At 69.8% G+C, this 18,654-nt stretch carries 25 protein-coding genes; 18 read left to right on the top strand and 7 right to left on the bottom strand.

Annotated elements, in window-relative coordinates; all coding sequences use genetic code 11:
• Positions 1 to 71 precede the first annotated feature (71 nt).
• Positions 72 to 2,378, top strand: a complete 2,307-nt coding sequence (locus tag WS96_RS22220) for a hybrid sensor histidine kinase/response regulator (RefSeq protein WP_059835415.1) — start codon at positions 72 to 74, stop codon at positions 2,376 to 2,378.
• Positions 2,379 to 2,400: 22 nt separating this feature from the next.
• On the opposite strand, the gene WS96_RS22215 is transcribed toward WS96_RS22220, so the two are convergent.
• Together WS96_RS22215 and WS96_RS22210 are read right to left on the bottom strand one after the other, a co-directional pair.
• Positions 2,401 to 3,447 carry a UDP-glucuronic acid decarboxylase family protein gene (locus WS96_RS22215; protein ID WP_059835413.1) on the bottom strand — a complete coding sequence of 349 codons (1,047 nt, stop codon included), beginning with the start codon at positions 3,445 to 3,447 and terminating at the stop codon, positions 2,401 to 2,403.
• A complete protein-coding gene (locus WS96_RS22210; protein WP_059835599.1) occupies positions 3,447 to 4,766 on the bottom strand; it encodes a glycosyltransferase family 4 protein in 1,320 nt (439 codons plus the stop codon). Before WS96_RS22210 ends, WS96_RS22215 begins: the two co-directional genes overlap by 1 nt.
• 244 nt (positions 4,767 to 5,010) lie before the next feature.
• On the opposite strand from WS96_RS22210, the gene WS96_RS22205 reads away from it, so the two are divergent.
• The 7 genes from WS96_RS22205 (at position 5,011) to WS96_RS22175 (ending at position 9,733) form a co-directional block, all read left to right on the top strand.
• Complete coding sequence (locus tag WS96_RS22205; RefSeq protein ID WP_059780013.1) at positions 5,011 to 5,418, top strand: BON domain-containing protein; 408 nt, start codon at positions 5,011 to 5,013, stop codon at positions 5,416 to 5,418.
• 26 nt (positions 5,419 to 5,444) lie between these two features.
• Positions 5,445 to 6,473 carry an SDR family oxidoreductase gene (locus WS96_RS22200; protein ID WP_059835411.1) on the top strand — a complete coding sequence of 343 codons (1,029 nt, stop codon included), beginning with the start codon at positions 5,445 to 5,447 and terminating at the stop codon, positions 6,471 to 6,473.
• Positions 6,474 to 6,500: 27 nt separating this feature from the next.
• On the top strand, positions 6,501 to 6,800 hold the full coding sequence (locus tag WS96_RS22195) for a DUF2795 domain-containing protein (protein WP_034209262.1): 300 nt from the start codon (positions 6,501 to 6,503) through the stop codon (positions 6,798 to 6,800).
• A 61-nt stretch (positions 6,801 to 6,861) separates the two neighbouring features.
• Positions 6,862 to 7,428, top strand: coding sequence for a hypothetical protein (locus tag WS96_RS22190; protein ID WP_034209261.1), 567 nt, complete (start codon positions 6,862 to 6,864; stop codon positions 7,426 to 7,428).
• Positions 7,429 to 7,555: 127 nt separating this feature from the next.
• Positions 7,556 to 8,413 carry an SDR family oxidoreductase gene (locus WS96_RS22185; protein WP_059835408.1) on the top strand — a complete coding sequence of 286 codons (858 nt, stop codon included), beginning with the start codon at positions 7,556 to 7,558 and terminating at the stop codon, positions 8,411 to 8,413.
• A gap of 34 nt (positions 8,414 to 8,447) precedes the next feature.
• Complete coding sequence (locus tag WS96_RS22180; protein WP_059835406.1) at positions 8,448 to 9,062, top strand: DUF4142 domain-containing protein; 615 nt, start codon at positions 8,448 to 8,450, stop codon at positions 9,060 to 9,062.
• Between the two features lie 59 nt (positions 9,063 to 9,121).
• Entirely contained in the window at positions 9,122 to 9,733 is a 612-nt protein-coding gene (locus WS96_RS22175; protein WP_034209258.1) for a hypothetical protein, read from the top strand.
• Between the two features lie 97 nt (positions 9,734 to 9,830).
• On the opposite strand, the gene WS96_RS22170 is transcribed toward WS96_RS22175, so the two are convergent.
• Positions 9,831 to 11,123, bottom strand: a complete 1,293-nt coding sequence (locus WS96_RS22170) for an NRAMP family divalent metal transporter (protein ID WP_059835404.1) — start codon at positions 11,121 to 11,123, stop codon at positions 9,831 to 9,833.
• Positions 11,120 to 11,782 carry a UdgX family uracil-DNA binding protein gene (locus tag WS96_RS22165; RefSeq protein WP_059835598.1) on the bottom strand — a complete coding sequence of 221 codons (663 nt, stop codon included), beginning with the start codon at positions 11,780 to 11,782 and terminating at the stop codon, positions 11,120 to 11,122. The genes WS96_RS22170 and WS96_RS22165 overlap by 4 nt, the downstream gene beginning before the upstream one ends.
• A 232-nt stretch (positions 11,783 to 12,014) precedes the next feature.
• Between WS96_RS22165 and WS96_RS22160 the strand changes: the two genes are divergently transcribed.
• Positions 12,015 to 12,494: a response regulator gene (locus WS96_RS22160; protein ID WP_059835402.1), complete on the top strand. Its 480-nt coding sequence runs from the start codon at positions 12,015 to 12,017 to the stop codon at positions 12,492 to 12,494.
• A 101-nt stretch (positions 12,495 to 12,595) separates the two neighbouring features.
• On the opposite strand, the gene WS96_RS22155 is transcribed toward WS96_RS22160, so the two are convergent.
• From WS96_RS22155 to WS96_RS22145, 3 genes are all read right to left on the bottom strand, one after another.
• Entirely contained in the window at positions 12,596 to 13,078 is a 483-nt protein-coding gene (locus WS96_RS22155) for a PRC-barrel domain-containing protein (protein ID WP_006498342.1), read from the bottom strand.
• A gap of 91 nt (positions 13,079 to 13,169) precedes the next feature.
• A complete protein-coding gene (locus WS96_RS22150) occupies positions 13,170 to 13,601 on the bottom strand; it encodes a CBS domain-containing protein (RefSeq protein WP_034209255.1) in 432 nt (143 codons plus the stop codon).
• Positions 13,602 to 13,686: 85 nt separating this feature from the next.
• Positions 13,687 to 13,941 (bottom strand): hypothetical protein, encoded by a 255-nt coding sequence (locus WS96_RS22145; protein ID WP_059502854.1) that lies wholly within the window; start codon positions 13,939 to 13,941, stop codon positions 13,687 to 13,689.
• Between the two features lie 167 nt (positions 13,942 to 14,108).
• On the opposite strand from WS96_RS22145, the gene WS96_RS22140 reads away from it, so the two are divergent.
• The 9 genes from WS96_RS22140 (at position 14,109) to WS96_RS22105 (ending at position 18,576) form a co-directional block, all read left to right on the top strand.
• Positions 14,109 to 14,411 (top strand): hypothetical protein, encoded by a 303-nt coding sequence (locus WS96_RS22140; RefSeq protein WP_059835400.1) that lies wholly within the window; start codon positions 14,109 to 14,111, stop codon positions 14,409 to 14,411.
• Between the two features lie 199 nt (positions 14,412 to 14,610).
• Entirely contained in the window at positions 14,611 to 14,838 is a 228-nt protein-coding gene (locus tag WS96_RS22135) for a hypothetical protein (protein ID WP_034209492.1), read from the top strand.
• Positions 14,835 to 15,146 carry a hypothetical protein gene (locus WS96_RS22130; RefSeq protein ID WP_059835397.1) on the top strand — a complete coding sequence of 104 codons (312 nt, stop codon included), beginning with the start codon at positions 14,835 to 14,837 and terminating at the stop codon, positions 15,144 to 15,146. Before WS96_RS22135 ends, WS96_RS22130 begins: the two co-directional genes overlap by 4 nt.
• Before the next feature lie 50 nt (positions 15,147 to 15,196).
• The gene (locus WS96_RS22125; RefSeq protein ID WP_059835395.1) at positions 15,197 to 15,511 is read left to right on the top strand and encodes a hypothetical protein; all 315 of its coding nucleotides are present in this window, start codon (positions 15,197 to 15,199) and stop codon (positions 15,509 to 15,511) included.
• A 74-nt stretch (positions 15,512 to 15,585) separates the two neighbouring features.
• Positions 15,586 to 16,095: a DUF892 family protein gene (locus WS96_RS22120; protein WP_034209251.1), complete on the top strand. Its 510-nt coding sequence runs from the start codon at positions 15,586 to 15,588 to the stop codon at positions 16,093 to 16,095.
• Positions 16,096 to 16,291: 196 nt separating this feature from the next.
• The gene (gene rpoN, locus WS96_RS22115; protein ID WP_059835393.1) at positions 16,292 to 17,725 is read left to right on the top strand and encodes an RNA polymerase factor sigma-54; all 1,434 of its coding nucleotides are present in this window, start codon (positions 16,292 to 16,294) and stop codon (positions 17,723 to 17,725) included.
• Positions 17,726 to 17,796: 71 nt separating this feature from the next.
• Positions 17,797 to 17,985, top strand: a complete 189-nt coding sequence (locus WS96_RS22110; protein WP_059835391.1) for a DUF3008 family protein — start codon at positions 17,797 to 17,799, stop codon at positions 17,983 to 17,985.
• A gap of 46 nt (positions 17,986 to 18,031) precedes the next feature.
• Positions 18,032 to 18,193: a DUF1328 family protein gene (locus tag WS96_RS32795; protein ID WP_006498332.1), complete on the top strand. Its 162-nt coding sequence runs from the start codon at positions 18,032 to 18,034 to the stop codon at positions 18,191 to 18,193.
• Positions 18,190 to 18,576, top strand: a complete 387-nt coding sequence (locus tag WS96_RS22105; protein ID WP_059835388.1) for a DUF3022 domain-containing protein — start codon at positions 18,190 to 18,192, stop codon at positions 18,574 to 18,576. The genes WS96_RS32795 and WS96_RS22105 overlap by 4 nt, the downstream gene beginning before the upstream one ends.
• Positions 18,577 to 18,654: the final 78 nt, after the last annotated feature.

Here is an 18,654-nt window from a genome sequence, read left to right as displayed (position 1 = left end):
CCAGCATGCGCCGTGCCCGCCGGCGGCGCCCACGGCGCCCGCTGTCGACTGTTCCCGCAGGAGCGTGTTCAATGACCGAAATTGCACGGCCGCAGGCCGGAAATTACGCAACGGCCGTGATGCTGGTCGCGATCGCGACCGTGCTGCAGACGCTCGCGATCCGGTTCGGCGGCGTGAATTTGCCGTTCGTGCTGTATTACCCGCTGCTCGCCGGCGCCGCGTGGGTGACATCGTTCCTGTTCGGCATCGTGTCGACCGTGGTCAGCGGGCTGCTCGTGTGGACGCTGTTCCTGTCCGACCCGGCCGCTTATACGGCGCCGCTGCCCGAGCGGCTCGTGCAGCTCGGCACGTTCATGCTGATCGGCGCGCTGGTGTGCGCGATCGCGTCGATGCTGCATCACACGCGCGTCACGAACGATCGCGCCGGCCGGCGCGAGGCGGCCGCGCGTCGGCAGCTCGAAGCCGTGCTGGGCGCGCTGCCGCACGGCGTGATCGCGACCGACACGAAAGGCCGGCTCACCTATCTCAACGCGGCCGCGGCCGAACTCGTCGGCTGCCGGCCGGACGATGCGATGGGGCGGCCGGTGCGCGACGTGCTGCGGATCGTCGACCACGAAGGCCGCCGCGTGCCGACCACGCCGCTCGATCGCGCGCTCGGCGGCGCCGAGGCGACGTCCGACCGGCACTGGCTGCAGGCCGGCAACGGCGATCCGGTGCCGATCGTCGCGGTCGCGTCGCCGCTTGGCGATGCGGACGGCAATCTCGACGGCGCGGTGCTGTTGCTGCGCGATGCCGGCGCGGACCGTGCGCGCGTCGACGCGTCGCGGCTGCAGCATGCGGTCGTCGATGCATCGCCGGACGCGATCGTCGGGATCGACGCCGACGGCCGCATCGCGAGCTGGAATCCGACCGCGCAGCGGATCTTCGGATACGACGAGGTCGATGCGCGCGGCCGCCGGTTCGACACGCTGATCGCGCCGCGCTGGTTGCGGCGCCATCCGCTCGCCCAATCGTTCGACGCGATGCGCGAGCCGGTCGGGCCGCTCGAACTGCTGTGCGTGCGGCGCGACGGCCGGCGGTTTCGGGCGACGGTATCGGCGTGCCCGGTGCAGGGCGACGCGCGGGCCTGCGTCGCGCTGTCGCTGACGCTGCGCGAAACCGGCGCGCAGCGTCGGCACGACCTCGGGGCGCGGCGCTCGTTGCAGGGCGCGCGCCATGCGCGCGAGCAGGCCGACACGTCGAACCGGCTGAAGGACGAGCTGCTGGCCACGGTGTCGCACGAATTGCGCACGCCGCTGAACGTGATCTACGGGTGGATCGAGGTGCTGCGCAATACCGGCGACCACGCGCTGCAGCATCAGGCGATCGATGCGATCGACCGCAGCGCGCGCTCGCTCACGCGGATGGTCGGCGACATCCTCGATGCGTCGTCGCTCGCGACCGGCAAGCTGCGGCTCGACACGACGCCGGTCGACATCGTCCGGCTGTTCTCCGACCAGGTCGGCACGTTCCAGACCGCCGCATCGTCGGCCGGCATCATGCTCGAATTCGACTGCGACGCGTCCGCGTGCATCGTGTCGGGCGACGCCGAGCGGTTGCGGCAGATGCTGTCGAACCTCATTTCGAATGCGCTGAAATTCACGCCGGCCGGCGGCAGCGTGAGGGTCGGGCTCGCGCGCGACGACGCGCATGCGGTGCTGACCGTCGCCGATACGGGACAGGGCGTCGCACCGGAGTTCGTCCCGTACGTGTTCGACATGTTCCGCCGTGCGGACGATTCGCCCGCGTCGCCGCGGCGGGGGCTCGGTCTCGGCCTGTCGATCGTGCGGCATATCGCGCAACTGCACGGCGGCCGGGTGACCGTCGCGAGCGCGGGCCGCGATCGCGGCACGACGTTCACGGTGACGCTGCCGTCCGGGTGGCAGCCGGGCGGCGCGATAGCGTGGGGAATCGTGCAGGCGGGCAGCCGTCGCGACGCGCTCGTGCTCGATACGCAGCGCATCCTGATCGTCGACGACGATCCGACCACGCGCGCCAGCCTCACGGCCGCGCTGACCACGTTCGGCGCGGCCGTCGCGATCGCGTCGTCGGGGCGCGAGGCGCTCGCGATGGCCGCCGACATGCGGCCGACGGTCGTGCTGTCCGATCTCGCGATGCCCGACGGCGACGGCTTCTGGCTGCTGGACGCGTTGCGGCGCGGCACGATGAACGGCGACAGCGGCCCGCCCGACGTGCGCGTGCTGGCCGTCACCGCGCACGCCGGCCTCGCCGACGAACGCCGCGCGCTGGAGGCCGGTTTCGACGGCTACCTGTGCAAGCCGGTCGACGTGCGCGAACTGGCGCACAAGATCGTGCACGTGACGAAGCGCGACGGCTGACGCGCTTTGCGCACCGGCCGCGTCAGGTGGTGGGCGCCGGCCGGTTCTGCGTATGGACCTGCGCGAGCAGATGCGACGCGATGCGCGTGCTGCGCACGAGGTCGCCGGGCGTGTGATGCGTGACCTGGCGTTGAATGAAGTATCGCGCGGTGTGCGCGAGCCCGTTCGCGAACGTCGTCGTCGCGCGCCAGCCGAGCCGCTTCTGCGCGGCGGCCAGATTCGGCCGCCGCTGGCGCGGATCGTCGGACGGCAGCGGCCGGAATTCGATTGGTACGGTCGCGCCGACGATGCGCACGACCTCCCGCGCGACGTCGATCATCGCGATCTCGACGTCGCTACCGAGATTGACCGGCTCGCTCGCATCGCCCGGTTCGTCCATCAGCCGGATCAACGCATCGACCATGTCGTCCACGTAGCAGAACGAGCGCGTCTGCTTGCCGTCGCCGTAGACGGTCAACGGCTGTTCCGCGAGCGCCTGCGTGACGAAGTTCGACACCACGCGCCCGTCGGCCGGGTGCATGCGCGGGCCGTAGGTATTGAAGATTCGCGCGATCCGCACGTCGACGCCGTACTGGCGGTGATAGTCCGCGAACAGCGTTTCCGCGCAGCGCTTGCCTTCGTCGTAGCACGCGCGGATGCCGGTCGGATTGACGCGGCCGCAATAGTGCTCGTCCTGCGGATGGACGTCGGGGTCGCCGTACACCTCGCTCGTCGATGCCTGCAGGATGCGCGCCTTCACGCGTTTCGCGAGGCCGAGCAGGTTGATCGCGCCGTGCACGCTGGTCTTCGTCGTCTGCACGGGGTCGCGCTGATAGTGAATGGGCGACGCCGGGCACGCGAGGTTGTAGATCTCGTCGACTTCGACGTAGAGCGGAAACGTCACGTCGTGGCGCATCAGCTCGAAGTTCGGCGCATCGAGCAGGTGCGCGATGTTGTCCTTCGTGCCCGTGTAGAAATTGTCGACGCACAGCACGTCGTGGCCGGCCGTCACGAGCCGTTCGCACAGATGCGAACCCAGGAAGCCGGCGCCGCCGGTGACGAGGACGCGTTTTCGATCGTAGCCCTTCATTACGTGTTCTCCTTGCGGTGTGCGAGCATGGCCGTCGCGGTGCCGACGGGCGTGCGCCGGCCGGTGCCGGCCGACGTGCCGGCGCGCTGCGCGTGGGCGACGTCGCGGTAGATGTCGACGAGCCGGTCGGCTACGCCTTGCCAGGTGTAGAAGCGATGCGCGCGCAGGTAGCCGGCGCGGCCGAGCGCCGCGCACAGCTCGGGCTTCGCGCGCAGTTGCACGAGGCGCGCGGCCAGCGCGGCCGGGTCGCGCGGCGGCACGAGGTAGCCGGTGGCGCCGTCGTCGACCGTCGTGCGGATGCCGCCGACGTCGCTGCCGATCACCGCCGCCGCGCACGCCATCGCCTCGACCGGCGTGATGCCGAACGGCTCGTACCACGGCGTCGTCACGAACACGTCGGCCGCGCTGTAGTACAGGTGCAGCGCGTCGCGATCGCGCCGGCCGACGAAGGTCACGCGGTTCGCGATCCCGAGTTCGTGCGCGAATGCGGCGAGCCGCGCGAGTTCCGGGTCGCGCGCGGGGTCGGGCGTCGCCTGGCTGCCGCCGACGACGTACAGGTGCGTCGGCCGCTGCGGATCGCGCGGCATGCGCGCGAGCGCATCGATCACGGTATCGATGCCCTTGCGCGGCACCAGGCGGCCCAGTTGCAGCACGACGAACGCGTCCTGCGGCCAGCCCAGCCGCGCGCGCGCATCGACGCGCGGCACCGGCCGGAATTCCCGCTCGTCGAAGCCGCACGGCACGATCTCGATGCGCGCGGTGTCGGCGCGATAGTGCGTCGTCAGATCGAGCGCATCCTGAGGGCATTCGGCGATCAGGCGGTCCGAGCGGCGGGCGAGCGTGTCCTCGATCGCGAAGCGCGCATCGGGGAAGCCGTCGGCCGTGCCCTGATGCAGCCGCCGCACGCGGCCGAGCGCATGGAACGTCGTGACGAGCGGGATGCCGAGCGCTTTTTTCACGCGCAGCGCCGCGTCGCCCGACATGAAGAAGTTCGCGTGCATCACGTCGACCGGGTCGGGCTCGCGCCGCATGCGCGCGATCATGTAGTGCGCGAATGCGCCCATGTACGGCAACAGCCGCTCCTTGGGCACGTCGGTCGGCGGCCCGGCCGGCACGTGGATCACGCGCATGTGCGGGCCGATCGGCACGACTTCCGGCAAATGCGGATTGTCGCAGCGCGTGTAGACGTCGACGTCGAGGCCGCGCTCCGCGAGCTGCTTCGCGACGTTCGCGACATAGATGTTCTGACCGCCGGCATCGACGCCGCCGATCACGCCCAGCGGCGATGCATGTTCACTGATCAACGCGATTCTTTGCATGGTCTTGCTCCCGATATCGGGGCCGCGCTCACGGGCCGCCGTCATCGGTGGATCGGCAATCGGCATGCCCGCCGGATTGCGGGGAAAACCGCTTCCCGCTGTGCCGAAAAAATTACAACGCGTTGGATGAAAGGGCGTCTGATCGCGGTTTCCCGCCGGCATGCGGCGCGCGCGCCGCGGCACGCGATTTGCGCGACCTCTGTTCACCTGCCGGCTCACCCGGCCCGATGAAAAGGAGGTCACGATGAAGGTATTCCAGCTGCAAGCCCGCTCCCCGCGCATCCGCCGCCAGCGTGCGGTGCGCACCGGCATGGCGGTCGCGATCGCCGCGGCCACCGCGTGCATGGTCGTCGCGCCGAACGCGGTCGCCGCCGGCGACGACGGCGCCGCATCGTCGTCGACGTCGTCGTCGTCGCATTCGAGCACCGGCACGAAGATCCGCGACGCAACGATCACGACCAAGGCGAAAGCGGAACTCGTCGGCACGAGCGGCCTGTCGGCCGGCGACATCCACGTGAAGACGCGGCACGGCACCGTGACGCTGACCGGCAGCGTGCCCGACGAGCAGCAGCGCACGCAGGCCGTCGGCGTCGTGAAGCAGGTGGACGGCGTGCAGTCCGTGCGCGACCAGTTGACCATCCGGCCCAAATAACCGCGCGGCCGCAAAGGAGTCCAGCGATGAACTGCATGCTCAAACCCGTCGGCGAACAGACGATCGTCATCACCGGCGCGACCAGCGGCATCGGTCTCGTCACCGCGCGCAAGGCGGCACGGCGCGGCGCGAAGCTCGTGCTGTTCGCGCGCAACGAGGAAGCGCTGAACACGCTGTGCGAGGAAATCCGCCAGCACGGCGGCCTCGCGGTGCCGGTCGCCGGCGACGTCGGCAATATCGAGGATCTGCAGCGCGCGGCCGCGGCGGCGGCCGACACGTACGGCGGCTTCGACACCTGGGTCAACAACGCGGGCGTGTCGATCTTCGGCACGGCGGCCGCGGTGCCGCTCGAGGATCAGCGCCGGCTGTTCGACACCAACTACTGGGGCGTCGTGCACGGCTCGCTCGTCGCGGCCGACCATTTCCGGCGCAAGAGCGATTTCCATGGCGGCGCGATCATCAACATGGGCAGCGAGGCGTCCGACGCGCCCGTGCCGCTGCAAAGCGCATACGTCGCGTCGAAGCACGCGGTGAAAGGCTTCACCGATTCGCTGCGGCTCGAGATGGAAGCGGATCACCTGCCGGTGTCCGTCACGCTGATCAAGCCCGCCGCGATCGACACGATGTTCGTGATGCACGCGAAGAACTACATGAACGTCGAGGCGAAGCTGCCGCCGCCGATCTACGACCCCGACCTGGTGGCCGACGCGATCCTGTTCGCGGCCGCGCACGCGCGCCGCACGCTGTTCGTCGGCGGCGCCGCGAAGTTCACGTCGGCGAGCGCGTATCACGCGCCGCGCCTGTTCGATCGCGTCGCGGCCACGCTGTTCTCGCGCGGCCAGCGCACGGTGCGCCCCGCGCGGCCGCGCGACGACAACGCGCTGTACGACTCGCGCCACGCGCTGCACGAGCGCGAGGGCATGGAAGGGCCGGTGCTGCGCAGCTGTGCGTACAACACGGTGGTGCAGCGGCCGAAGGTCGCCGGCGCGGTCGCGCTGGGCGCGGCGGCGCTGGCGTTTGCCGCGTACGCGCGCTCGCGCCGGTCGTCCGCGTGATTTCATCGATTTTCCAAGGAGGCTTTCATGACATCCCGACAACATACGGGCCACGAATACAGCCACTCGCGCGCGCACGAAGGCGAGCGCACGCAGCAGGACCACGACAAGGGCGGGCACCAGACGGGGCACGGCAAACCGCCGAGCCCGGTCGACGTGCAGAAGGCGCTGAAGGGGATGGACTACCCGGCCAGCAAGTCGGACGTCGTGCAGTGCGCGGAACGCGCGCATGCCGATCGCGAGGTGCTCGACATGCTGCGCAAGATTCCCGAGCGCGAGTACGACACGCCGGCGTCGGTATCGAAGGAACTCGGGCGGCTGATGTAGGCGCCGCCCCGTCGCGCCGCGTGCGCGAGCGCGCGGCGCACCCATCACGAGGAGCACGACCATGGCGATGATCGTCGCAGGCCGTTTCACGACGTTCGATGAAGCGGAAGGTGGGGCGCGTCACCTTTACGAGCGCGCGTTCGGGCGCGACGACGTGTCGATCTTCTTCCTGAACCCCGGCGGCCAGCACGCGCGCTTCCCGATCGGCGGCGACGTGTATGCCGATACGGCGGCGAAACCGGGCGGCCGCGGCGCGATGGTCGGCGCGATTCGCGGCTTGCTGATCGGCGTCGTCGTCGGATTGATCGTGTATGCGCTCGGCGTGCGCTACTGGTTCGTGCCGGCCGCGGGCGCGCTGGCCGGCGCGTATCTCGGCGCATTCGGCGGCGCGCTCGGCCGGATGCGCGGCGAGCAGGCCGAAGGCAAGGGCACGCTCGCGCAGAGCGAAACCGGCGTGATCCTCGCCGCGCGCGTGACGCCCGACACCGCGACGACCGCGGAAGACGTGCTGCGCGCGACCGGCGCGAAGTCGATCGAGCGCGTCGAAGGCGACTGGCAGGACGGCGAATGGCGCGATTTCGATCCGGTGCGCCGGCCCGACGAAGCCGCGTCCGGCGGCCCGCGCTGAATACGTCCTTTTTCCAGACGCTTGCAACGCCAACCGTCGAAACACGCTCGCCGCGCGCAGGCCGGCGTGCGGCGCACGCGGCACGCCGCTTGCGCGGCATCGGCGGCATTCGTTCAAGGAGGAACCCATGACCCACGAACAGACCCCGCCGCCGCAGAAACAGTCGCATCGGCCGGGCACCGAGCGCGAGATGCATCCGAAGCCGCGCGACGAAGCGGCCGACTACATCGGCAGCGGCAAGCTCGCCGGCAAGGTCGCGCTGGTGACGGGCGGCGACAGCGGGATCGGCCGCGCGGTGGCGATCGGCTTCGCGAAGGAAGGCGCGGACGTCGCGATCGTCTACCTGAAGGAATCCGACGACGCCGCCCATACGAAGCAACTGATCGAGCAAGCCGGCCGGCGCTGCGAGGCGATCGCATGCGACGTCGGCGATCGCCGGCAGGCGCGCGATGCGGTGGCGCGCACGGTCGAACGGCTCGGCCGTCTCGACGTGCTCGTGAACAACGCGGGCGAGCAGCATCCGCAGCCGGGGATCGAGGACGTGTCCGAGGAACAGCTCGAACGCACGTTCCGCACGAACGTGTACGGGATGTTCTTCTGCACGCAGGCCGCGCTGCCGCACCTGAAGCCGGGCGGGCGCATCGTCAACACGGCGTCGGTCACCGCCTATCACGGCAGCCCGAAACTCCCCGACTACTCGGCGACCAAGGGCGCGATCGTCGCGTTCACGCGATCGCTGTCGATCGAGCTGGCCGAACGCGACATCCGCGTGAACGCGGTCGCGCCGGGACCGATCTGGACGCCGCTGATTCCGTCGACGTTCACACCCGAACAGGTCGCGAAATTCGGCTCGAATGTGCCGCTCAAGCGGCCGGGGCAGCCGGACGAACTGATCGACTGCTATGTGCTGCTCGCGTCGGACGGCGCGAGCTACATGACCGGGCAGACGCTGCATCCGAACGGCGGCTCGATCGTCGGCGGCTGACGGCCGCACTCACGCAATGCCAAGGAGAAAGCAGATGAGACAACCCAACTGGACGATCGCCGCGCTCGCCGCCGGCGTGCTCGCCGTGTCGGGCCTCGCCCGCGCGCAGATGCCGAGCGAGCCGCCCGCGTCGAATTCGCATGTGCCGGGCGGCGTGATCAATCCGTCGTCGGGCGCGGGCGCCGCGGGCGATCCCGGCATCGCGAAAGCGCCGAAGGGCGCGGACGCGGAGTTCGTCGACAAGGCCGCGATGGCCGGCAAGGCGGAAGTGCAGGCCAGCCAGCTCGCGCTGAAGCAGGCGCAGTCGGCGGACGTGCGCGCGTTCGCGAAACGGATGGTCGCGGATCACGGCAAGGCGAACGCGAAGCTCGAGGCACTCGCCGCGCGCAAGGGCATGAAGCCGCAGGTCGATCAGATCTCGGATCCCGACGTGGAGGCGCTGCGCGGCAAGAGCGGGCGCGATTTCGACACCGCGTATCTGGCGGCGGCCGGCCCCGATGCACACAAGAAGGCGGTCGCGTTGTTCGAAGACGAAGCGCGCGACGGTCAGGACGCGCAACTGCGCGCGTTCGCCAAGTCCACGCTGCCGACGCTCAAGCATCACCTGAGCATGGCAGAGACGGTTGCACGCAAGGTGGGCGCGCAATAACGCGCGCCCGGTTCCACCCTCGGGCCGCACGGGCGGCCCGCTTTTTCGGAGAAGCAGTCATGGCCCAACGGCAATCGAAGCACGAAGGCATCCTCGAACTGCTCTGCCAGGCATACGAGACCGAGCTTGGCGGTGCGCAGATCTACGAGGCCGCGCTCCAGTGCGCGACCGACGAGGATCTGCACAAGGAATGGGAGAAGTACCACCGCGAGACGCTGCATCACCAGGAGGTGCTGCGCAAGGTATTCGAAACGCTCGGCCTCGATCCCGATGCGCAATCGCCGGGACGCGCCGCGGTGGCCGCCACCGGAAAGTCGCTGGTGCAGGTGATCGAGCAGGCGAAGAAGCAGGCCGACCCGGCCGTCGCGCAGGTGGTGGCAGCCGAGTGCGTGGTGCTGGCCGAAACCAAGGATCACCTGAACTGGGAGCTGATCGGCTACGCGGCCGACCAGTTGCCCGACAGTGACGCCGCGAAGGCGCTGAAGGCCGCGCACGACGAGGTGGAGGCCGACGAGGATCATCACCTGTATCACACGCGTGGCTGGGCGCGCGAGATGTGGATCGAGTCGATGGGTTTCAAGGCGGTGCTGCCGCCGCCGGAGGAAGTGAAGAAGGTGGAATCCGCCGCCGATGCGGCACGTGCCGAGCGCTCGCGCGGCAAGATGATGTAACGCCCGGGCGGGCGGCGTCGCGCGTGGCGCGGCGCCCGTCTGCCCGTCTTCCATGAAGGTTGCGTGAACAACCGGTTTCGCCGCCCGGCTCGATCCTTCACGTCAGCACGTCGACGAGCATCGTCACCACCGACGCCGCCATCAGCGCGACCGCCACCCAGCCGAACAGTTTCGATACCGGGCCGCTTCCGGGCTGGCCGGCCGCATCGCGCTTGCCCGACAGCAGCATCACGAGCACGAGCATCGGCACCGCCGCGACGCCGTTGAGCACGGCGCTCCAGTACAACGCCCGGATCGGGTCGATCGGGCTGAAGCAGATCGCGATGCCGACGATCACGCACAGCGCCAGCACCGTGTAGAACGCGGGCGCGCGCCGCACGGGCTCGTTCAGCCCTTCGCGGAACCGCCAGGCTTCCGCGCAACCGTAGGCGGCGCTGCCCGCGAACGCGGGAATCGCGAGCAGCCCGCAGCCGACGATGCCGAACGCGAACACCAGGAACGCGGCTTCGCCGGCGATCGGCCGCAGCGCCTCGGCGGCCTGCGCGGTGCTGCCGATGTCGTGCCGGCCGTGCGCGAAGAAGACGGCCGCGCCGATCACCATGATGCAGAACGACACCGCGTTGGTGACGATCATGCCGGTCCACGTATCGACCGTGACGCGCTGCTCGGTCTCGCGGCGCGTGTCGCGTTCGCCGTCCCGTTGCTCGGCCGTGGTTTGCTCGACTTCGAGCGCGGCCTGCCACACGAACAGGTACGGGCTGAGCGTCGTGCCGAGCACGGCGACCGCGGTGGTCGCATACGCATGCGTGAACGCGATCTGCGGCAGCACGATCGCATGCAGCACGCCGCCCCAGTCGACGTGCACGAAGCCGAGTTCGAGCACGTACGCGATCAGGCCGAGCGTCATCCATTTCAGCCAGCGCGCGTAGCGTTCGTATGACAGCATCACCTGCAATGCCAGCGATGCGATCCCGTAGAGCGGCGCATACCAGTAGCTGCGGCCGCCGACGACGAGCGCCGTCGCGTCGCCCATCGCCGCGAGGTCGGCGCCGACGTTCACGACGTTGACGATCACGACCATCACGATCAGCGTCTTCGCGACGCGATCGGAAAACTGTTCGCGGATGCCGGCCACCAGGCCTTCGCGATTGCGTCGCCCGACGAACGTCGCCGCGAGCTGCACGGCGACCATCATCGGCAGCGTGACGACGATCATCCACAGCATGTTGAAGCCGAACTGGCTGCCTGCCTGCGCGTAGACGGCGACGTTGCTCGGATCGGCGTCCGACGCGCCCGCGAGCAGGCCGGGGCCGAGCCGCCGATACCACGGTTTCGCGGCGGGCGGCGGCGTCTCGGCCGCCGCCCGCGCGTCTTCGCCCAGTCCGCTCATCCGGCGTCCCCGTGCGATGGGCTAGCGCCGCCGCCGCGTCGCTCGCGCGCGAGGCGCGACGCGGTGCGCAACGCGTCGACCAGCGTGCGGTACGCGTGTTCGCGGGAATCGGCGCCGCGCGTGCGCAGCACGTACGACGGATGATAGGTGGCGACGACGAGCCGGCCGTCGTCGGTGCGCACCGGCGCGCGCGTGCGCTCGAGCGTCGCGTCGTTGTCCTGCAGGACCGCGCGCAACGCCGTCGCGCCGAGCGCGACCACCACGCGCGGCTGGACGGCTGCCAGCTCGCGCTCGAGCCAGTAGCGGCACGCGGCCACTTCGCGCTGCGCGGGCGTCTTGTGCAGCCGCCGCTTGCCGCGCGGTTCCCATTTGAAGTGCTTGACCGCGTTCGTCAGGTAGACGTGCGAGCGTTCGATTCCGGCTTCGTCGAGCGCGCGGTCCAGCATGCGGCCGGCCGCGCCGACGAACGGCATGCCCGCGCGGTCCTCCTGGTCGCCCGGCTGCTCGCCCACCAGCATGATCGTCGCATCGAGCGGCCCGGCGCCCGGCACCGGCTGCGTCGCGTGTTCCCACAGCGCGCAGCGGCGGCATGCGTCGAGCGTGCGCGGGGCATCGTCGTCGGGCGGCGGAGTCGGCGCGTCGGGCGCGTTGCGGGTCATGCGGCGCCTCCGGTGCGGGCCGGCGCAGCGGCGCGCGCCGATCGGGCGGAACACTTCGGCAATCGCAGGGTCGCACGCGCAGAGGGACGCAAACGGGACGATTGATGCCGCATCGCACGCATGAAGGACTCCCGGGTCGACGATGCGAACCACGCAGCAACCGGCATGCCGCATGCAGTCGGTATGGGCGCGCGCCTTGCGTGACAGGTCCGTCCAACGACAGGAGAAGCAGATGCTACCCGACCCCGGCGACGACCCGGCCGCCGACGACGTGCTGCTGTGGCGCGCCCCCGACAGCGTGCCGCGCCGCCCGCGCCGCGTGCTGGTCGTCGACGACTATCGCGATGCGGCGGATGCGCTGCGCCTGCTGCTCGAGGCGCGCGGCTTCGAGTGCCGGGTCGCCGACGATCCGTTCGCCGTGTGCGACGTCGCACGCGACTGGCAGCCGTTCGCGGTCGTGCTCGATATCGCGATGCCGGGCCTCGACGGACTGGAACTGGCGACGCGGCTGCGCGGCGATCCGCAAACGGCCGACATGCTGCTGATCGCGTGCAGCGGACTGGCGTCGCGGCGGGATCGCGAACAGGCGAAGGAGGCCGGCTTCGATGCGCATTGCGCGAAGCCGCTGACGCCGCACCGGCTGCTGGGCTACCTCGAATCGGCGAGCGGCGGCGCGGTGGCGCCGGACGAGGGCGTTACACGACCCTTGTAAAAAGGCTGGCGGCGCGCCGCGGCGCGGGCAAAAAAACGCCCCGCGCGGGCGGGGCGTGTCGAACGGATGCGCCGGCGAACCGGCGCCGCGTCGCGGAGCGGTCAGTGGCGGCCGCGCGTGCGCGGATCGTCGAGGTCTTCGGTCGGGTCGGTCAGCCCGAGCTCGTCGCCGGCACTCCAGTACGGGGTGCTGCCGTAGAACTCGTGCAGCGGCTCGGCCCATTGCGGATCGGCCATCGCCGGCCAGTGGTCCTTGTCGAACCCCGGCGCGTTGCGGATCCGCTCGGACGATACCGATAGCAGGAAGCACTTGCGCTCGGTATCGAGCGTCAGCGCGCTCCACGGAATCGCATGGAGCTTGTCGCCGATGCCGAGGATGCCGCCGCTCGACAGCACCGCGTACGCGATGCGGCCGGAACGCACGTCGAGCATGATGTCCTTGATCTTGCCGACATCGTCGCCGTCGGTCGTATAGACCTTGTCGCCTTCGAGCGTATCGGCCGCCATCACGTCGGGGCCGGGGCCGGCCGCCGTCGCGGCGCCCTTGCCGATGATGCGGGTCTGACCTTGATCGGGAGTCTGCATGGTTTCCTCCAGGCTGCGTGGGGCGCGACCGTGCCCGGGGGCGGGCCCTGCGGGTCGCGCGGGTTGTCGGGGCGGGGCGAAAATCGCTCCGTCACGTCTGCTTCGGTTGCGACACGCCTTCCAGCGTGTTCGCCACGTCGTCGCGCTCCGGGCTGGCCGTGCGCGTCGCGATGTCGGCAAGCGACAGCATGCCGACCAGGCGCTTGTCGTGATCGACGACGGGCAGCCGGCGCAGTTGCGCATCGGCCATGTAATGCTGGATCTCGTCCAGCGAATCGTCGTCGAAGCACCATTCGATCGGGCCGGACGCGACCTCGTGGATGCGCGTCTCCGGCGGCTTGCCGGCCGAGATCGCACGCACCGCGAGATCGCGGTCCGTCACCATCCCGATCAGCCGGTTGTTGTCGCACACGGGCAGCGCGCCGATGTCGTAGCGCTCCATCAGTTGCGCGGCGTGACGGATCGAGTCGGTCGGCGAGATCCGCACGACGTCCTGCGACATGATTTCGTTGACGCGATGCATGAAATTCTCCTTGCGGTGGGTGAAGCACTGTGCCGATGCGGCCGCTGCGGTCCAGCAAACCGCATGCCGTGCGCGGGGCGTCGCGTCATTCGTCGTCGCGTTCCCGCTTGTCCTGCCACGGCCCGTCGTCGTGCGTGCCGGGCGGCGTGTCGGGCTCGATGCGCGTGACGCCGCCGGTTGCGGGCGGGTCGCTCGCCGGAAACGTGTCCTCGAGCTGCTTGTCGATATGACGCTCCGAGTGGCGCGTGTGCGTGCGGTCCTGGTCCTTCAGCGGCGGGTGCGGGTCGGGCTGCCGCTCGTGCGCCGGTGCGTCGTGGCCGTGCCGGGTCGAATCCTTCATGGCGGTGCTCCGTATCGGGGACGATGAGCCGCCTCCGGCGCAACCCGCGTTCCCGGTCCGCGCGCACGGCACGTGATTTGCCGCTCCCACGCCGACCACGACGACGACCATGACGACACGGCGCAACAGCAGGCCTGCTGCGCGCATATCGAGCGGGAGGTACGACGATGATTCCGAAACGACGACCAGGGGTGCGCTACGAGGTGAACGTATGCGGCGGCGGATTCGATTCCGTGAAGAGCCATTTCGATACGTGGAAGCACGAACCGCTGATCTACCGGCCCGAGCGCCGGATGTTCGAAGGCAAGGCCGACGTGCGGCCGCTCGGCGACGAGACGTTCGGAGCGACCGAGCCGGCGCGCTTCGCGCTGCAGTGCGCGTGCGAGCCGTCGGATCCGTACGCGCTCGCGGCGCGCGTGCGGGACGACGGCCGCGAGCTGTGGCTGGTCATGGCCGCGTACGACGCGTAGCGGCGTGCTTGCAAGTTTTGCAGCGAACGGTGTAGCGAAGGCATGGCGCGTCGCGTCGAGCCGCGCCGCGGCGCGTCGACGCCCGTGCAGGGGCGTCGGAGCGGACGGCACGCGGTTTGCGAAGCTTCGGTTTGCGAATCGTCGATACGCGGCCGTCGCGCCGGTATCGATCCGAACTCCGCCACGACAGGAAATGCCGATGACACCCGAACTCGCACGGTGGCTGCAACGGCCCGAGCCACCGATCCCCGACATCGAGCCGGACCCCGAGCCGCCCGATCCCGACGACGTGCCGCCGGACATGCCCGAACCGTACCGGGAACCCGAGGGCGACCCGCCCGGGCATGCGCCGCCGGAACGCGATCCGCCGTCCCCCGAACCGCCGGTGCGCGCGATGCCGTTCGCGCGCAGGGAGGGCCTGCGATGAGCATTCGCGTGAAACCCGGCCTGCTGCGCGACATCGCGGAGACGCTCGGCCGCCATTTCGAGGCGCGCGAGATGCCGTTCCACGTCGAGGAGCAGCCGGCCGGTGCGTTGCACGTCGGCTTTCACGTCGACGGCCATCCGGCGTCGCTGACCGTCACGTTCGACCCCGACGCCTTCGCCGCGCTCGAACGGGCCGACGTCGAGCGGCAACGCGGCGCGCTCACGCGCGTCGCGGCCGAATTCGACACGATGATGGCGCGCCGCACGCCGACCGCGTACGCGGGCGATTTCCATTTCAACCGGCTCTGAGCGGCGCCGCCGCGGCGTTGCGCCGAGCCGCCGACTCCCGGGAGGAATCGATGAACACGATCCAGACGATACGGGTGAGCGCCTGCGCGTTCGCCGCCGCGTGCGCGCTGGGCGCATGCACGCAACCGACCAGCGGCCCGTACGGCGCGCATGCGGCGCCGCCCGCACCGCCCGACGGCCGCGGCGGCCAGTCGACCACGACGATGCCGGACGCGAATACGCGCTACGACACGCGTCCGTCGCCGGGCAACACGATGCCGCAGGGCGCGACCGTCGGCGAACCGGCCGACGTGCCGCCGCCCGGCCCGAACGGCACGCAGGGCGACCCGCCGCTGCCGGGCACGCCGCCGCCGATGCAGTACTGACAGGACGCGTTGCGGCGACGCGTCACGACGCCGCGTCACGGCATGCCGCATCGCGATGCGGCCGGAGGAATGCGATGGCGAATCAGCACGAGCACCTGGAGGACTGGCTGCGCGATGCATACGCGATGGAGCGCCAGGCCGAGACGATGATCGACGCGCAGATGAAGCGGGTCGGCCACTATCCGCAATTGCAGGATCGGCTTCGGCTGCATCTCGACGAGACGCTCGGCCAGCAGGCGCTCGTCGAAGCGTGCCTGATGCGGCTCGGTACGTCGCCGTCGGCGACCAAGGATCTGTCCGCGCGCGTCGCCGCCTACGGGCAGATCGCGAGCGGCATGCTGGCCGACGACGAAGTCGTGAAGACGGCGTTGGCCGGCTATGCGTTCGAGCAACTCGAAATCGCCGCGTACACGGCGCTCGTCGCGGCGGCGCAGGCGGCCGGCGAGGAAGAGATCCGCGCGTGTTGCGAGCGGATCCTGCAGCAGGAGCGCGACATGGCCGCATGGTTGCTGCGTCATCTGCCCGAGTTGACGACCGCGTTTCTCGATCGTTCGGCGGTTGACCGCATCGATGCGAAGCGGTGACGACGCGCGTTTTTTCCCCGAGCGAAATGCGTGCCCCAAACTTCCCCCGGCTTGTAAAAAAGCTTTCTCGGCATGGGTCGAGATGGGGTTCGAACCCGCGAGAGCCGCGACGTACCGCGCTTCGCGCGATTGGCACGGAAGCTGCATGACGTCCGGTAGAAGACATACCGCGAACCGAACCGTCAGGAGGCTTTCGATGCCCGTCTCGCTTGCGCTGCAGATGCGACAGCATCTGGCACTTACGCCGAGGCTTCAGCAGTCGCTGCGGCTGCTGCAGTTGTCCTCGCTCGAATTTCAACAGGAATTGCGTCAGGCGCTCGACATGAATCCGTTTCTCGAAGACGGTCTGGGCGACGAGGAAACGGCTGCCGGGACGCCCGAGCAGCCGACCGAAGCGGCCGCGCCCGAAGCGGCGCCCGAGCACGACGAAATCCGTCCGCCGGATGGCGAGGTGCCGTTTACCGCCGCGCCCGCGCCGCGCGGCACGAGCCGCCAGGGCGAGGACGGCGACGGCCTGTCGCCCGGCGAATGGATGGCCGCCGAGCCGTCGCTGCATCAGCAACTGCACGATGCGCTCCGGCTCTATCCGCTCAACAAGCGCGATCGCGAAGCCGCGCGCCTCGTGATCGATGCGCTGGACGACGACGGCTACCTGCGTCAGGCGCTTCCCGAACTGCTGGTCGCCGCCGATCCGGCGTGGCTGCTGTCGGAGCAGGATCTCGCGGTCGCGCTGCGGCTCGTGCAGATGCTCGACCGGCCGGGGATCGCCGCCCGTTCGTTGTCCGAATGCCTGGTGTTGCAGCTCGATGCGATTCCGGCCGGCACGCCGGCGCTCGCGGAAGCGAAAGCGATCGCGCGCGAGCATCTGGAGCGGCTCGCCCGCCGCGAGACGGCCGAGATCCAGCGGCGCCTCGGCTGCAACGCGCAGACGCTGCACGCGGCCTGCGCGCTGGTGCGCGGGCTCGACCCGCGCCCCGGCAATCACTACGGCGGCACGCGCGGCGATTACGTGGTGCCCGACGTGATCGTGCGCCAGGTGCGCGACGAATGGATCGTCACGATCAATCCGGCCGTGCTGCCGCGGGCGCGCCTGCACGAGCGCTACGCGACGCTGTTCGCGCAGTCCAGCGGCGAGCGCGATTCGCCGCTCGGCCAGCAGCTGCAGGAGGCGCGCTGGTTGATCCGCAACGTGCAGAAGCGCTTCGACACGATTCAGCGCGTGGGCGAATGCATCGTCGCGCGACAGCGCGATTTCTTCCGCTACGGCGAGATCGCGATGAAGCCGCTCGTGTTGCGCGACATCGCGGAAGAACTCGACCTGCACGAATCGACCGTCTCCCGCGCCACCGGCAACAAGTACATGGCCACGCCGCACGGGACGTTCGAGTTCAAGCATTTCTTCCCGCGCAAGCTCGAGGCGGCGGGCAAGGGCGTGTGTTCGGCATCGGCCGCGAAGGTGCTGATCCGCGACATGATCGCGGCCGAGCGGCAGACCGATCCGCTGTCCGACGTCGCGCTCGCCGAGAACCTCGCGGGCCGCGGCATTCTTCTTGCGCGTCGCACGGTGACGAAGTATCGCCAGGCGATGAAGATTCCGCCGGCCGACCTGCGGCGTCGCGACGCCGCGTGACGGCCCGATTGTTCCAACCCGCGCGTGCCGCGCGTCGCGTCGGCTCGCGCGCCAACGAGAGGAGCGCAACCATGCCAGCCAAATCCCAGGCCCAGCAGCGTGCCGCGGGGGCCGCGCTGTCGGCCAAGCGCGGCGACGCGAAAATGAAGGATCTCAAGCCGCCGGCGAAATCGATGGCCAAGTCGATGAGCGAGAAAGAGCTCGAGAAAATGGCGTCCACGTCCACGCACGGCAAACCGAAACACAAGCACGATGCGTGACCGACGCCGACGTTTAGTGACGACTGCTGTCATCCAGGAGGGTTCCATGCTTCGATACGCCATCATTTTCTTCGTCATCGCGATCATCGCGGCCGTGTTCGGCTTCGGCGGCATCGCCGCCGGCGCGGCCGAGATCGCGAAGATCCTGTTCTACATCTTCGTCGTGATCTTCCTGGTCACGCTGCTCCTGGGCGTCGTGCGACGATGAGCATGACGCCCGACCGGTCGCAGCGCGTCAGGGAACTCGAGCACGCGTTCGCGATCGGCTTTCCGTCGCAGTCGACCGTCGTCGTGCATGCGGACGACGCATCGGGACGACTGACGATCCACGTGTCGTGGGTGCGCGTGCCGTCCGCCGAGGACGCGCGCGAATGGCGCTGCGCGGTCGACATGCGCTTCGATGCGGACGTGGTCGAACGCTATGCGTCGCTCGAAGCGGCCGACCGGCTGCGCGTGCGCACGCAGCTGTGCGACCGCGCGCGGCGCGCGGTGGACGAGCACAAGCCGCGCATCGAGGATGCCGCGATCGAATGCAACGTGGCGCTCGACGTGACGCGCGCCGAATTCGACGCGGCGCTACGCGCGCCCTGACGCCACGGCCGGCCCGCGGTCGTTCGCGGCCGTTCGAGACCGTTTCGCGGCATCGGGGCCGGCTTTCCCTGCCGTCCG

This window comes from Burkholderia sp. MSMB1835 (assembly GCF_001526365.1).
GTDB lineage: Bacteria > Pseudomonadota > Gammaproteobacteria > Burkholderiales > Burkholderiaceae > Burkholderia.
The sequence above is the reverse complement of the archived record's forward strand: the minus strand, read 5'-3'. Positions and strand labels throughout refer to the sequence as shown.

Excerpts from the sequence above, each read along its gene's own strand:
- WS96_RS22155 (WP_006498342.1), bottom strand. The coding sequence starts at position 13,078 with ATGCAGACTCCCGATCAAGGTCAGACCCGCATCATCGGCAAGGGCGCC.
- WS96_RS22140 (WP_059835400.1), top strand. The coding sequence starts at position 14,109 with ATGATTCCGAAACGACGACCAGGGGTGCGCTACGAGGTGAACGTATGC.
- WS96_RS22170 (WP_059835404.1), bottom strand. The coding sequence starts at position 11,123 with ATGAGCGGACTGGGCGAAGACGCGCGGGCGGCGGCCGAGACGCCGCCG.
- WS96_RS22120 (WP_034209251.1), top strand. The coding sequence starts at position 15,586 with ATGGCGAATCAGCACGAGCACCTGGAGGACTGGCTGCGCGATGCATAC.
- rpoN (WP_059835393.1), top strand. The coding sequence starts at position 16,292 with ATGCCCGTCTCGCTTGCGCTGCAGATGCGACAGCATCTGGCACTTACG.
- WS96_RS22220 (WP_059835415.1), top strand. The coding sequence starts at position 72 with ATGACCGAAATTGCACGGCCGCAGGCCGGAAATTACGCAACGGCCGTG.
- WS96_RS22195 (WP_034209262.1), top strand. The coding sequence starts at position 6,501 with ATGACATCCCGACAACATACGGGCCACGAATACAGCCACTCGCGCGCG.
- WS96_RS22150 (WP_034209255.1), bottom strand. The coding sequence starts at position 13,601 with ATGCATCGCGTCAACGAAATCATGTCGCAGGACGTCGTGCGGATCTCG.
- WS96_RS22175 (WP_034209258.1), top strand. The coding sequence starts at position 9,122 with ATGGCCCAACGGCAATCGAAGCACGAAGGCATCCTCGAACTGCTCTGC.
- WS96_RS22205 (WP_059780013.1), top strand. The coding sequence starts at position 5,011 with ATGAAGGTATTCCAGCTGCAAGCCCGCTCCCCGCGCATCCGCCGCCAG.
- WS96_RS22105 (WP_059835388.1), top strand. The coding sequence starts at position 18,190 with ATGAGCATGACGCCCGACCGGTCGCAGCGCGTCAGGGAACTCGAGCAC.
- WS96_RS22165 (WP_059835598.1), bottom strand. The coding sequence starts at position 11,782 with ATGACCCGCAACGCGCCCGACGCGCCGACTCCGCCGCCCGACGACGAT.
- WS96_RS22190 (WP_034209261.1), top strand. The coding sequence starts at position 6,862 with ATGGCGATGATCGTCGCAGGCCGTTTCACGACGTTCGATGAAGCGGAA.
- WS96_RS22130 (WP_059835397.1), top strand. The coding sequence starts at position 14,835 with ATGAGCATTCGCGTGAAACCCGGCCTGCTGCGCGACATCGCGGAGACG.
- WS96_RS22125 (WP_059835395.1), top strand. The coding sequence starts at position 15,197 with ATGAACACGATCCAGACGATACGGGTGAGCGCCTGCGCGTTCGCCGCC.
- WS96_RS22215 (WP_059835413.1), bottom strand. The coding sequence starts at position 3,447 with ATGAAGGGCTACGATCGAAAACGCGTCCTCGTCACCGGCGGCGCCGGC.
- WS96_RS22160 (WP_059835402.1), top strand. The coding sequence starts at position 12,015 with ATGCTACCCGACCCCGGCGACGACCCGGCCGCCGACGACGTGCTGCTG.
- WS96_RS22180 (WP_059835406.1), top strand. The coding sequence starts at position 8,448 with ATGAGACAACCCAACTGGACGATCGCCGCGCTCGCCGCCGGCGTGCTC.
- WS96_RS22210 (WP_059835599.1), bottom strand. The coding sequence starts at position 4,766 with ATGCAAAGAATCGCGTTGATCAGTGAACATGCATCGCCGCTGGGCGTG.
- WS96_RS22185 (WP_059835408.1), top strand. The coding sequence starts at position 7,556 with ATGACCCACGAACAGACCCCGCCGCCGCAGAAACAGTCGCATCGGCCG.
- WS96_RS32795 (WP_006498332.1), top strand. The coding sequence starts at position 18,032 with ATGCTTCGATACGCCATCATTTTCTTCGTCATCGCGATCATCGCGGCC.
- WS96_RS22145 (WP_059502854.1), bottom strand. The coding sequence starts at position 13,941 with ATGAAGGATTCGACCCGGCACGGCCACGACGCACCGGCGCACGAGCGG.
- WS96_RS22135 (WP_034209492.1), top strand. The coding sequence starts at position 14,611 with ATGACACCCGAACTCGCACGGTGGCTGCAACGGCCCGAGCCACCGATC.
- WS96_RS22110 (WP_059835391.1), top strand. The coding sequence starts at position 17,797 with ATGCCAGCCAAATCCCAGGCCCAGCAGCGTGCCGCGGGGGCCGCGCTG.
- WS96_RS22200 (WP_059835411.1), top strand. The coding sequence starts at position 5,445 with ATGAACTGCATGCTCAAACCCGTCGGCGAACAGACGATCGTCATCACC.